12 protein-coding genes are annotated in these 12,353 nt (G+C 52.3%); 8 read left to right on the top strand and 4 right to left on the bottom strand.

Translation table 11 applies throughout. The features are described 5' to 3' along the window. The first annotated feature begins 123 nt into the window (after positions 1 to 123). The 3 genes from ASQ50_RS04650 to ASQ50_RS04660 all read left to right on the top strand — a co-directional run bounded on the left by ASQ50_RS04650 (position 124) and on the right by ASQ50_RS04660 (position 1,718). On the top strand, positions 124 to 954 hold the full coding sequence (locus tag ASQ50_RS04650) for a hypothetical protein (RefSeq protein ID WP_058089909.1): 831 nt from the start codon (positions 124 to 126) through the stop codon (positions 952 to 954). Between the two features lie 85 nt (positions 955 to 1,039). Continuing rightward, entirely contained in the window at positions 1,040 to 1,420 is a 381-nt protein-coding gene (locus tag ASQ50_RS04655) for a glutaredoxin family protein (protein WP_227513262.1), read from the top strand. Positions 1,421 to 1,436: 16 nt separating this feature from the next. Next, positions 1,437 to 1,718 (top strand): pyrimidine/purine nucleoside phosphorylase, encoded by a 282-nt coding sequence (locus tag ASQ50_RS04660; RefSeq protein ID WP_058089907.1) that lies wholly within the window; start codon positions 1,437 to 1,439, stop codon positions 1,716 to 1,718. Positions 1,719 to 1,782: 64 nt separating this feature from the next. Here ASQ50_RS04660 and ASQ50_RS04665 read toward each other — a convergent pair whose 3' ends face one another. Beyond that, positions 1,783 to 2,175 carry a DUF1622 domain-containing protein gene (locus ASQ50_RS04665; protein WP_058089906.1) on the bottom strand — a complete coding sequence of 131 codons (393 nt, stop codon included), beginning with the start codon at positions 2,173 to 2,175 and terminating at the stop codon, positions 1,783 to 1,785. A gap of 262 nt (positions 2,176 to 2,437) precedes the next feature. Between ASQ50_RS04665 and ASQ50_RS04675 the strand changes: the two genes are divergently transcribed. Then, positions 2,438 to 3,618, top strand: a protein-coding gene (locus tag ASQ50_RS04675; RefSeq protein ID WP_156509976.1) for an IS3 family transposase whose coding sequence is annotated in 2 segments (ribosomal slippage) — positions 2,438 to 2,734 and positions 2,737 to 3,618 — 1,179 coding nt in all. Because the reading frame shifts where the segments join, the coding sequence is not laid out codon by codon here. A gap of 423 nt (positions 3,619 to 4,041) precedes the next feature. On the opposite strand, the gene ASQ50_RS21725 is transcribed toward ASQ50_RS04675, so the two are convergent. From ASQ50_RS21725 to ASQ50_RS04690, 3 genes are all read right to left on the bottom strand, one after another. Beyond that, positions 4,042 to 4,485 (bottom strand): pilin, encoded by a 444-nt coding sequence (locus tag ASQ50_RS21725; protein ID WP_058089985.1) that lies wholly within the window; start codon positions 4,483 to 4,485, stop codon positions 4,042 to 4,044. A 613-nt stretch (positions 4,486 to 5,098) separates the two neighbouring features. Continuing rightward, entirely contained in the window at positions 5,099 to 6,844 is a 1,746-nt protein-coding gene (locus ASQ50_RS04685) for a PglL family O-oligosaccharyltransferase (RefSeq protein ID WP_058089904.1), read from the bottom strand. Positions 6,845 to 6,908: 64 nt separating this feature from the next. Next, complete coding sequence (locus tag ASQ50_RS04690) at positions 6,909 to 7,358, bottom strand: pilin (RefSeq protein ID WP_058089903.1); 450 nt, start codon at positions 7,356 to 7,358, stop codon at positions 6,909 to 6,911. Between the two features lie 390 nt (positions 7,359 to 7,748). Between ASQ50_RS04690 and pilB the strand changes: the two genes are divergently transcribed. From pilB to coaE, 4 genes are all read left to right on the top strand, one after another. Then, the gene (pilB, locus tag ASQ50_RS04695) at positions 7,749 to 9,461 is read left to right on the top strand and encodes a type IV-A pilus assembly ATPase PilB (RefSeq protein WP_058089902.1); all 1,713 of its coding nucleotides are present in this window, start codon (positions 7,749 to 7,751) and stop codon (positions 9,459 to 9,461) included. A gap of 2 nt (positions 9,462 to 9,463) precedes the next feature. Further along, entirely contained in the window at positions 9,464 to 10,684 is a 1,221-nt protein-coding gene (locus ASQ50_RS04700; protein WP_058089901.1) for a type II secretion system F family protein, read from the top strand. Between the two features lie 73 nt (positions 10,685 to 10,757). Then, the gene (locus tag ASQ50_RS04705; RefSeq protein WP_058089900.1) at positions 10,758 to 11,633 is read left to right on the top strand and encodes a prepilin peptidase; all 876 of its coding nucleotides are present in this window, start codon (positions 10,758 to 10,760) and stop codon (positions 11,631 to 11,633) included. Between the two features lie 97 nt (positions 11,634 to 11,730). Beyond that, a complete protein-coding gene (gene coaE / locus ASQ50_RS04710; protein ID WP_058089899.1) occupies positions 11,731 to 12,336 on the top strand; it encodes a dephospho-CoA kinase in 606 nt (201 codons plus the stop codon). Positions 12,337 to 12,353 lie beyond the last annotated feature (17 nt).

A 12,353-nucleotide genomic window follows, 5' to 3' on the forward strand; every position in this document is an offset into this window, starting at 1 on the left:
TTTATAAAAATCTACCATGAAGAACTTCGGGATTTCCCGTGAAGTTGGGGTCAGACCCCGGAACATTTCAGGTCACCAAATGTCTTGGGGTCTGACCCCAAATTTAAACGGGAGCTGTTCGTTATGGTACGCCTCTTTCTTCTTGCCCTCTCCATGGCCGCAAGCGCTGGTCTCTCGACACCGGCCGCAGCTGATGAAACACGTGACTGGACGCTAACGGTCGAAACCGGGCCCGTCTGGCTTTCCCGCAACGATGTGCAGATACCGAACGACAGCTCAGGAGATCGCTTTGACCTCCTGAAACTGACCGGACAGGGAGCCGACCCGTATTTCCGGGTGCATTTGGCCTACCAGCTATCTGACAAGCATTCCGTCAGTCTTCTTTATGCCCCATTACGCACTTATGGCCATGGCACGCTGCCCAGCGATGTGCGCTTTGCTGGGGAAACGTTTGAAGCAGGAGGCAGCGTAAAAGGCGTTTATAAATTCAACACCTACCGGCTCGGCTGGCGCTATCACTGGCCAGAGCATGGCGACTGGAAACTAAGCGCCGGGGCCACGCTGCTGGTCCGCGATGCCAATGTTCGACTCAGCCAGGGCACCACAAGCGCCGATGACCCAGACCTTGGCGTAGTCCCACTGCTGTCTTTTCAGGCCCGACGGGCTTTTGCTCAACGCTGGGCTCTAGAGTTTGACGTGGAGGGCCTTGGCGCGCCCCAGGGCCGGGCGATTGATGCCGCCGTGGCCGTAACCTATCAACTGTCGCCGCAGCTGGAAGGCCGGCTCGGCTACCGAACTCTGGAAGGCGGAGCAGATAACGACACCGTCTACACCTTTGCCTGGGCCCACTATGGCTTGCTTGGATTGGGTACCGCTTCTAGGCGCGCGGCTGGCCACCACGATTTGGGGTCAGACCCCAGAACATTTGATGGGGTGAAATGTCTTGGGGTCTGACCCCAAATTATCAGCCGTGGTATCCTTGCCGCCCTGTTTCCAGTACATCCGTTCATCTGCAACTAGTTTAGGTTTTCTTATGCGAATGATTATTCGAGCTTTTTTCCGCCTGCTGCGGCTGGTTCTCACGCCATTTATGTTGCTTTCAGAGAAACTCAGTACACCGAAGGCCATCAGCCGTTCGCCTGAGCAGCAAGCAGAGATTGATAAGGCCACTGAAAACCTGGCGCTCTACCAGTTCCGGGCCTGCCCGTTTTGCATCAAAGTTCGTAAAGAGATGGCTCGGCTGGGGCTGAATATCGAGCTGCGTAATGCACAACACGACCCGGCGCATCGTGAGGATCTGTTGAATGGCGGCGGCACCGTAAAAGTGCCCTGCCTGCTAATCACTGATGACCAGGGTGAGAAGCAATGGATGTATGAATCTGGTGATATCAACGCCTGGCTCAATCGGCAGTTTGGATAAATAAGGGGTAATGACCATGTTAAACGTAAACGAATACTTCGGCGGCAAGGTAAAATCCATTGCCTTCCAAGGTGAGTCTCTGCCTGCAACCGTAGGTGTGATCAGTTCCGGTGAGTACGAGTTCGGGACCAGTAAAAAAGAAGTGATGACCGTTGTGAGCGGCGCATTAACCGTTCAGCTTCCGGGTAGCGATAGCTGGACCCGCTACGGGGCCGGCGATGCCTTTGAAGTAGCGGCCAACACCAGCTTCAAGGTGAAGGCTGACGTAGATACCGCCTATTTCTGCACCTACGAATAACAACATGGGGGTCAGACCCCAGAACATTTGGCAGGGTGAAATGTCTTGGGGTCTGACCCCGAATTCACTCACCCTCGCCGTTGTGATCGGATAAACGGCCAGATTGTGCCGACTGGTGAGTTCGTTCCATTTCACGCTCCAGAAAGTAGCTCAGCACCACCCTGATCAGCACAACAGCACCGAGCATGGCAATATGCTCCCAAGCGGGCGCTATAACGCTTTTGATGATGTCTGCGCCGATAAAAATATCCAGCGCCAACAGAAGATGAGCACCCAGGCGCTCACGAATACGAGCAGTTTTTCTCACCAGCTTCGCGTGAGCGCCTCTGTGGCCAGTCAGCAGTGTGAGGAAACGAATGACAGCCTCCGCAACACCCCAGACAACAACAGCCACACCCAGCAGGCTTATCAGGTAGAACAACATCGTCACGATACGGACAGTCAGGTCTTCGAGCATGAAGTCTCCAGGTGTGAGGGCATGAGAAGCTGCCTGCAGAACAGCATCTCATTCAGATTGTAGCTGGTGAAAAACTTTGTCGCCGTTCAAGTTGGAACGACGACTATTTGGTTCGCCTACTAACGGCCTGATTTCAGTGATATGTTTAATGATTATTGAGCCGGACATCAAAAAGAGCACACAAACAACACCATGAAACGCGACCTGGACTTCCCCCAATTCAGTGGACACGCATCGATAACTCCGCAGGAGGAGCAAACCGATGCCGGAAATGATCACGGGGAAGAAAACCCAGCAGTACACCACTGAGTTCAAGGTCAAAGCGGTGGAGTGGAGTCACCAGGCCCACCGCAGCGTCAAAAGCGTTGCCGAAGCGCTGGATATTCACCCCTTCATGCTGTCACGCTGGCGAAAGGAATACCGTGAAGGAAAGTTCGCCATGAAACGGGTCAAGAAAGCGCCAGCCGACGCCAAAAAGAAAATACAGGAACAGGATGAGATTGCCCGCCTGAAACGCCGAGTGTCGGAGCTTCAGGAGGAAAACGACATCCTAAAAAAGTTTCAACGTTTTCAGGCCGAGGAACGACGGAAGCGTTCCGGTTCGTCTGGAAACACCGACGGGAACACAACGTAAAAGCGCTGTGTCGGCACTTGAAGGTGTCGCGGTCTGGTTACTATGCCTGGGCAAACCGGAAGCCTGGCCTGAGAGCCACTGAGAACGCCGAACTGCTGTTGAAGATCCGCCGTGTATACGACAGCAGCAAAGGGCGCTATGGCAGCCCCAGGGTCTATCAGGCCCTGCGCCGGGAAGGCGAACAGGTTGGCGAGAATCGTGTGGCGCGCCTGATGCAGAAATGGGGCATGAAAGCGCGAGTGATGCGAGTGTATCGCCGAATGAGCAAGCGCCGTGACGAACTCAAAGCTCTTCCTAATCACCGCCTGAGCGTCGAGAAGCCCGTGGCGGTGAATCAGCAATGGAGCAGTGACGTTACCTACATCAAGCTAGGTCGAAAATACGTGTTCCTGGCGGTGGTTCTGGATCTGTTCTCGCGCAGGATTATCAGCTGGCGATCGGATGAAAGCCTGAATGCGGCACTGGCCAAAGGCGCCCTGAGAGAGGCATTTGCAGCGAGGCGACCGGAAGCAGGTCTGTTGTTCCACACCGATCGAGGCACGGAATACCGGGCTCAGAAAACACAGGCGTTTCTGAACCAGAACAGCGTGCGCCACAGCATGAATCGACCGGGACAATGCACAGACAACGCTGAGGTTGAATCCTTCTTCAAAACCTTGAAGGGAGAATTGCTGCATGCGACCAGCTTTGTGACGATGCGGCAGTTACGGAAACATATAAAAGACTATATTGAGGGCTTTTATAACAGTCACCGGCTACACAGTGGCCTTGGCTACCGGACTCCGATAGAGTTCGAGGGAATTAACTGATGGGGCGTGTCCATTTTATTGGGGGAAGTCCAACCGCGCCAGAGCCTACATACGCAACCGCCTTGTATTCCTTTGCATCATTCTTCTGATTGCTGTGTTCACCGCCCGCTTCCTGTTCCCCCAGGGTGAACCTGTCGTTCAGCGAGTGCAGGGGACTATTATTGAAATCAATCAGGGTGAAGGCGAGAGCCTGAGGACCGGAACCTCGACATCTCTTAGAACCGCGAGAGTCCAGCTTGCTGATGGTTCAGAGACACGGGTAATGATCAGCGGGCCCGGTCTTCAGCCGGGGCAGAGCATCCAACTGATTGAGCAGCGATTTCCCGATGGAACTCTGCGCTACAGTTACCCCAGGGCGGAGCTATAGTAGCCAGTGCAGGGGGAGGCAGTTACCCATGATCATAATGGGGCCTGCCCACAACTTCAGAGCACGGTGCAATTTGCTGGTGTGTAGCTGGCCCGCCATTGGGCGGCGGCTGATTTATCGATGACACAACGCCATTCCCCTGCCACAGCGCGCTCATATCGCAGTATGACGCCTGCCAAGTTGGGGTGAGCATTGCCCCCCATGGTCACTTGCAGGTGACCAGATCCGTCAGAGTTCAAGGTGCCGATCTCGGTGGCAACATTACCTGTGGTGAGGTTTGAGGGGCTATAACCAAGAGATTGGTTATTGAGACCAGAAGTACCTGTGGTGTTGGCCTCAAATCCAGAGCGATAGGCGCCAAGTTCGCTAACCGCCCGCCCGATTTGACTTTTTACGAGGTATCCCTGATACGCCGGGATGGCTACCGCTGCCAAAATGCCGATTATTGCAACAACGATCATTAACTCAATCAGAGTGAAACCTTTGGTATGGTTTTCCATTACTTCGCCTCGCTGAATAATCCCTAGAGCATCATCAGCAAGATGGGGGCCATGTTTGTCGAGATAAACCAATTGCATATTCCCGCCCGCCTTGAACACCCAGCCGGAACGAAAGTGAATACTTATTCTGTTCTTGAAGCCTTACATTACAGGCAGCACCATTCATTTAAGGTGCCCCACAATACTAACCAAAGAACACTTCTTCCGACGTTCGCTAAGCCAAACAGTCTTCTGGACTGGTTACTCGACTGCTCAACGATCCGGTTGATGTGTGTTTTAAACAACTTGGCAAAACTCACCCCTTTGAGATAATACCGGCCCTGCAAGCCATTGCGCCCTCTCCGACTCATAACCTTGATCATTTATCCACTGAACCTCGCCACTACTCACCTCGAATAGTGCTGCTGTGGCAGCCGAGCAATTCAGCAATCTGACTCTGTATTTTTCCGGCCACACGCAGGGCCAACACCAGGTGTCTTCGTGCTCGGGTTGATTGCCAGTGCTTCATCGCCGGTTCGCTTTAAGGAATAAAGCCTGTGAGGGTGCCACCGACGCGCGCCCTCACTAGGTTAAGTCAAACTGCTGCAATTAATATCTGGATTCACGCTAATAGTTACTTCCGATCTAACCAAAACTCCATGCCTTCAAGTATACAAGCCTCAAAATATGACATATCCAATGGAACATGTTCATTAATAGACTTCAAATCTCGCGACAGAATGTTAACACCATCGGGATAAAGTCTAACTGCTGTACGAATTCGATCGCAAGCTACATCCCCCCCATGCACCACCGCAGTCAATGCAGCCCGCCTGTGCAGGAACAGCTGTGAGGGCCAGGTCTCGACGAAGTGATCAACTTCCATTAGTTGGCGTTCATAACCACCCGAAGGCGGATCCAATCGCAAAATTCGCACACTCATCGCGCCTTTGCCCAGAATACTGCTTCGAGAGATATCTTGGAGTCGATATTGATCGGAGTCATCAATATCAAGAGTCTGAAATATACGAACAACATGCACATAGTCGCGAACCGCATAAACGGAAACCAGAAGCGCCACAATCAATACTATTGAAGTTATACCAATCAACACGGGCCTTTGGGACCAAGAGATTTTGTACTTAGAATCAAACAAACTGAGAAAAGCCACAAAAATTAGCAGGAAGGGAGAGAACCAGAATGAAAACTCTACTTGATTCTGCAACAACATAACAGCGACTATTGCAGCCGAAAATACGAATACCGGCGTTCTTGGCCTAGTCCAATACAAGAATAGAAGGTAGAAACAAAACGACAGAAAAACCAATAGTCCCAGAAGGCCATATTCTACCAGCAACATCAACAAGAGGTTATGCGGGTGTGTCCACATCAATTGGTTATTCACCGGATAGCCAGACACCTCCATTGTCATACTAAACAGAGGATAGCTACCCGGACCATTACCCAGCCAGAGACTGTCAAGCTCTGATACTCCTCCAATGACTTTTTTCCACTCACCAACCCGCTGAACGTCGCCAAACCTGAGGCGCGCATCAGATATTTCTGAAAAGCTTTCTCTATCAATCAATCCCGCTTGAACCGACCTTTTCGTCAGGAATTCATCCGCAACAGAAACAACTGAGTATGCAAGTACAAGCGATAATAACGTTAATAAAACACCTTTCGACCATAGGGTCTGCCAGCGGAATGAAACTGAAAAATAATTACGAATAAACTCAATCAACGATATAAGGCAGAGGATCGCGATCCCCAAATAAAAGAATCGACTGCCTGTTAAAACGGCGCCAATGCAGAGCCAGAAGGGATAAAGCAACCACAGTTTGGAACGGACTTTTCCAGTTGCAAAAAGATAGATAAATGAAATCAACCCCATCAGCACGACAAGAGCAGTAAGGTTTGGCTGCCCCAACGCACCGATCATCCTAGGGCCGCCGTCTGCAATCCATGGAAGAGCAGGTGTCAGCAACCCATAATAGCGAAGTATACCCAATAAAACAGAAAGGCCAGCTACTACAGTGGTGAACCATGCCAAGGCTCCAGCTACACTCGAGTCCGAATAGCGCTCTGTTAGAGTGGAAATCGCTACGGAAACTAAAAGTGCCGTCAAGAGAGATACCAGATACACGAACGCATGGTAATGATCCAAACCATCCAACAAAACAAATCCGGCAAATATCACGAACAAAAAAGATGCCGAGCGAGAGACAGCTAAATCCGCCCCCCTTTTGTACATCACGGTAAAGAAAAGAAAGAGCCCCCCTATTACACCTAGAAAGTTTTTTACAAAGTCCACATCTGGGTAAAAATTCAGCGGCACAAGAAATGACAGGGCGCTAATGAATACAGTAAGGCGGATCATCAATGGTAATCCCTCATAAAAAAAGGGCGCTCAAAAGAGCGCCCTTTCACTACTAACTAAATAATCAGTTACAGCCAGCAGGAATGTATGAGGCCTTCCATGCTGTCGCACCGCCCTGAGCAACAGTACAAGTCCATCCCCCATTAGCAGCACGTGTCAGGGTGATCGTCGCACCTGTAATACCAGCACCAGCGTTCTGACCAAGCGTTGCAACCAAGCTGCCAGTACCGCCGGCGAAGTTGGCATTAGACGCCGAAGTCTCAGTGGTCAAGTTTGAACCAGTGAAGCCCAAGTCGGCATAGGTATTGGTTGTGATGCCACGAGTTAGACGTTCTTCCACGGCTGTCCGGAGGGAAGATAGCTCACTATATGCACGATTCACCTGAGTACGCGCGGTGTAATCCTGATACTGCGGAATAGCAATGGCAGCCAAGATACCGATGATCGCCACAACGATCATCAGTTCGATCAGGGTGAAACCCTTCTGACCATGGTTCATCTTGATTTCTTGCATGTTATCGACCTCTAGAGTTGTCGTTTCTTTTTCAAAGCTCCGACGGTCGGGAACCTTCCCAACCAGTCTCGCTGAGCCTGTGATAAGCTAAGCAGACAGTGTGCCAATTGCAAGATAATGTTAAAAACAAAAGTACATTCAGGGTGTTGCAGCCATTCGTGACGCACATCACACACGACAGATCTACCGTGACATCGCCCCAACACGTCCAGGAGTGACGTTTTTTGTCACCACCTACTTACGCAAGCCGACAAGCACACTTAAACGACATGTCTTTGAGAAAGATCAAACCTGAGACTCACCCCGCTTTCCAAACCACGGCCATGCATCTAAACTCTGTGTTCATAAACTCGAGTTTCAGCCACTTACAAGACTTTCCTCAGAGCATTTATGGCGAGCAACAACCGAAACGTGACATTGACAGGCTTAGCCCGTCGATTTGTGGATGACGGGCTTCTGGACGAAGATACCGCCAAAGATGCCTTTCTTCAGGCCTCTCAGAACCGCATCCCACTGATAACCTACCTCACCCAGAACCACCTGGCGGACAGTTCCAAACTCGCGTTTTCTGCTGCCATGGAATTTGGTGTTTCGGTGCTGGACCTTGATTCCTTCCTGCCTGAAATGATGCCGGAGAAGGTGGTTGACGAGAAATTGGTACGAAAGCATAACGCCCTGCCTCTGTATAAACGAGGCAACCGGCTGTTCATCGCAGTATCAGACCCCACAAATATTCAGGCGCTGGATGAGATCAAGTTCAACACCGGGCTTAGCACCGATGCGATTCTGGTGGACGATGCCAAGCTACGCACAGCCATCGACAAGTATCTCGAATCCCAGGACACCACCATGGGTGACCTGGACGATGCCGACCTTGAGGGCGTTGAGACCGAGGGTGGTGACCAAGACGACGACGGTACGGTCAGTGCTACCGAAGTAGATGACGCACCTATTGTTAAGTATGTGAATAAGATGCTGCTTGATGCCATCCGTGGCGGTGCTTCCGATATTCACTTCGAGCCGTATGAAAAGATTTACCGAGTGCGCTACAGAACCGACGGCATTCTGAAGGAAATCTCCCGCCCGTCCATCAAGCTCGCTCCAAAGATCTCTGCTCGGGTAAAGATCATGGCGCAGTTGGATATTTCGGAGCGCCGCATTCCTCAGGATGGCCGGATCAAGATGAAGCTATCCAAGACCAAGGCCATCGACTTCCGAGTGAACACTTTGCCTACCCTTTGGGGCGAAAAAATTGTTCTTCGGATTCTGGACCCTAGCCAGGCCAAGCTGGGCATTGATGTGCTGGGTTACGAGGAAGACCAGAAGCAGCTGTACCTGGACGCACTGGAGCAGCCTCAGGGCATGATCCTGGTAACTGGCCCTACCGGTTCAGGTAAAACAGTCTCCCTATACACTGGCCTAAACATTCTCAACACTCCGGGCATCAACATTTCCACGGCCGAAGATCCCGCCGAGATCAACCTGGAGGGTATCAACCAGGTTAACGTAAACACCAAAGTGGGCCTCGGCTTCGCTGAAGCCCTTCGGGCCTTCCTGCGGCAAGACCCGGATGTGATCATGGTGGGTGAGATCCGGGATCTCGAAACCGCGAACATTGCGATCAAAGCTGCGCAAACCGGGCATTTGGTTCTGTCTACCCTGCACACCAACAGCGCGGCCGAAACCCTCACGCGAATGATGAACATGGGGGTGCCTGCATTCAACATTGCCACGTCCGTGAGCCTGATTATTGCCCAGCGCCTTGGCCGGCGCCTGTGCAGCTGCAAGCAGCCGGCAGACATCCCGAAAGACGTCCTTTTGAAGGAAGGGTTCACACAAGAACAAATTGATACAGGCTTCACGTTGTACCGCCCCAAGGGCTGTGATAAATGCTCTAATGGATACAAAGGCCGCGTCGGTATTTACGAGGTGGTGAAGATTACTGAAGAACTGGCGAGCATGATTATGGAAGAAGCCAGCTCTATAAAAATTGCAAAACAAGCGCAGGCAGAAGGTTTCCGCAACCTGAGGCAATCCGCCCTTTTGAAAGTGATGCAAGGGGTGACCAGCCTTGAGGAAGCCAACCGCGTGACGAAGGATTAAGCATGGCAGAAAAAGCGCAGAAGCTGGAATCGTACGTTTGGGAAGGCAAAGACCGGAAGGGCAACAAGACCAAGGGCGAGCTAACTGGCTCTAACCTGGCCTTGGTGAAAGCTCAACTGCGAAAGCAGGGGATTATCCCGGAGAAGGTCAAGAAGAAGCCCAAGCCGTTATTTGGTGGCAGCAAGAAGATCACACCGTTTGATATTGCGATGCTTACCCGCCAGCTGGCCACGATGATGAAGGCCGGCGTTCCCTTGGTGCAGAGTTTCGACATTGTGGCTGACGGCCTTGAGAACAAAGGCTTGCAGGAACTGGTAATGAGTATCCGGAACGATATTTCCTCCGGCACCGGGTTTGCTTCTGCCCTGCGCAAGCACCCAAAACATTTTGACGACCTGTACTGCAACCTGGTGGATTCGGGTGAAAAGGCCGGTGCGCTTGAGCAGATGCTGGACAGGATAGCCACCTATCTCGAGAAGACGGAGTTGCTCAAGAAAAAAGTCAAAAAGGCCATGACTTATCCGATTGCGGTTATTGTGGTTGCTATTGTGGTAACTGCCATATTGCTGGTTAAGGTGGTTCCCCAGTTCGAGAGTTTGTTCCAGGGCTTCGGGGCCGACCTGCCGGTGTTTACGCAGATGGTGGTTAATATGTCGGAGTGGCTGCAGAAATGGTGGTTTGTTGTGCTTATTGGAATCGTGGGCACGATTTTCTTATTCAAGGAATCCAAACGCAGGTCTCAGAAGTTCTCGGATATTGTCGACAAATATGTCCTCAAGCTGCCAGTTGTTGGCGAAATCCTGGACAAATCCGCTGTCGCCAAGTTCGGCCGAGTGCTCTCTACCACCTTCGCCGCCGGTGTTCCATTGGTGGACGCACTGGACTCCGTTGCCGGAGCGACCGGTAACGCGGTATACCGGGATGCCATCATGAGAATCAAAAACGATGTCTCAAGCGGCACGCAACTGCAAGCCACGATGCGCCAGCAAGATATCTTCCCGGTAATGGCTGTGCAATTAACTGCCATCGGCGAAGAATCCGGTAACCTTGACGAAATGCTGAGAAAGGTCGCTGAGCACTATGAAGCCGTAGTAGACGATATGGTAGACAACCTCACCGCCCTGATGGAGCCCATGATTATGGCGGTTCTGGGTGTACTGGTAGGCGGCTTGATCATCGCCATGTACCTGCCAATCTTCCAAATGGGCCAGGTTGTTGGCTAAGCACCCGCCCTTTCCTGCTCCCCACCTCTTCCGGGGAGCAGGCTCTCAATCAATCTTATCAATGAGTTTTTGAATGCCCTCTCTAGACCAACTCCTCTCCACCCCCTGGCTCCTATACCTCACCGTCACCCTGTTCTCCCTCTGCATCGGCAGCTTCCTGAACGTAGTCATCCTGCGCCTGCCCAAAATGATGCAGCAGGAATGGCGTTGCCAGTGTGAAGAGTTTCTGGAGGTACCGGAAAAGCAAAGAAAGCAGGAAGCACCACTTTCCCTTTCAAAGCCTGCGTCTACCTGCCCCTCCTGTGGCCATAAGATTCGGGCCTGGGAAAATATCCCGGTGATCAGCTGGCTGGTGCTGCGGGGCAAATGTTCGTCTTGTAAAGCGCCTATTTCGCCGCGCTACCCAATCATCGAAGCCATTACCGCCATCTTCTCGGTAGTAACCATCGCTTTGCTGGGGCCAACTGAAGCGGCGCTTTGGGCCCTGCTGCTGGTATGGGCCCTGGTGGCGCTGACGATGATCGATTTCGACACACAACTGCTGCCAGACAGCATCACCCTGCCCCTGATGTGGCTCGGCCTGGTGTTGAACTATTTTGGCGTGTTGACGGACTTTAACAGTGCCTTCTGGGGTGCCGTTGCCGGGTACCTGTCGCTTTGGTCGGTGTATTGGTTGTTCAAGCTGGTGACTGGCAAAGAAGGTATGGGGCATGGGGATTTCAAGCTGTTGGCGGCTCTGGGTGCCTGGTTGGGGTGGCAGCTGCTGCCGGCGGTGATTTTGCTGTCGTCGCTGGTGGGGGCGGTGGTTGGTATTGCGCTGATGGTGTTCAAAAAGCATGGGCGCGAGGTGCCAATTCCGTTTGGGCCTTATCTGGCGGCGGCTGGGTTGCTGTGTTTGTGGTTTGGGGTGGAGATTCAGGCGATTTGGTTTGGGTTTTTGGGGGTTTGAGGGTATCGCTGCTTTGGTGATTGTCGCGGGCAGAAGGGTGGGGTCTGACCCCGTTCGGGGTCAGACCCCTTTGTAGACTGGTTGTTGGGGTATTTATTTGAAGATTGTTGGGTTAACTGGCGGGATTGGTTCCGGGAAGTCTACGGTGGTGCGTATCTTTGGGGATTTGGGTGTGCACTGGGTGGATGCGGATGATGTGGCGCGGGAGGTGGTTGAGCCTGGAACGGCTGGGTTGGCCGCGATTGCTGAGCATTTTGGCCGCGAGATTCTGCAGGCAGACGGCGCACTGGACAGGGCGGCGCTTCGGCAGCGGGTGTTTGAGAACCCGGAAGAGCGACACTGGCTTGAACGCCTGTTACATCCGGTCATTCGCGAGGAGTTAGTCAGGCAACTGCAATCACCGGACGCCCCCTATAGCCAGCCTTATGTTCTGCTGGTTTCGCCATTATTACTGGAAACCGATCAGCATGAATTGGTGGACCGCATTGTCGTAGTAGATGTACCGGAAGACATTCAGATTGAACGCACCATGGCGCGGGATGATAATAGCCAGGCGCAGGTTGAGCGCATTATGGCTGCGCAGATGGCCAGGGATGAGCGGCGTTCACGGGCAGACGCTGTGATTGATAATAACCGCCCTTTACAGGATGTGGAGCGCCAGGTTTGTGAATTGCATAATCGGTTCCTGTTTGAGTTTCGTTAAGGAGCCCCGGCCGAGAC

It is taken from the genome of Marinobacter sp. LQ44 (assembly GCF_001447155.2).
Taxonomy (GTDB): domain Bacteria; phylum Pseudomonadota; class Gammaproteobacteria; order Pseudomonadales; family Oleiphilaceae; genus Marinobacter.

Bases quoted from the DNA above. Each gene is read 5' to 3' on its own strand.
- ASQ50_RS04665 (WP_058089906.1), bottom strand. From the start codon at position 2,175: ATGCTCGAAGACCTGACTGTCCGTATCGTGACGATGTTGTTCTACCTG.
- ASQ50_RS04700 (WP_058089901.1), top strand. From the start codon at position 9,464: ATGGCAGAAAAAGCGCAGAAGCTGGAATCGTACGTTTGGGAAGGCAAA.
- ASQ50_RS04705 (WP_058089900.1), top strand. From the start codon at position 10,758: ATGCCCTCTCTAGACCAACTCCTCTCCACCCCCTGGCTCCTATACCTC.
- ASQ50_RS04685 (WP_058089904.1), bottom strand. From the start codon at position 6,844: ATGATCCGCCTTACTGTATTCATTAGCGCCCTGTCATTTCTTGTGCCG.
- ASQ50_RS21725 (WP_058089985.1), bottom strand. From the start codon at position 4,485: ATGGAAAACCATACCAAAGGTTTCACTCTGATTGAGTTAATGATCGTT.
- pilB (WP_058089902.1), top strand. From the start codon at position 7,749: ATGGCGAGCAACAACCGAAACGTGACATTGACAGGCTTAGCCCGTCGA.
- ASQ50_RS04655 (WP_227513262.1), top strand. From the start codon at position 1,040: ATGATTATTCGAGCTTTTTTCCGCCTGCTGCGGCTGGTTCTCACGCCA.
- ASQ50_RS04650 (WP_058089909.1), top strand. From the start codon at position 124: ATGGTACGCCTCTTTCTTCTTGCCCTCTCCATGGCCGCAAGCGCTGGT.
- ASQ50_RS04660 (WP_058089907.1), top strand. From the start codon at position 1,437: ATGTTAAACGTAAACGAATACTTCGGCGGCAAGGTAAAATCCATTGCC.
- ASQ50_RS04690 (WP_058089903.1), bottom strand. From the start codon at position 7,358: ATGCAAGAAATCAAGATGAACCATGGTCAGAAGGGTTTCACCCTGATC.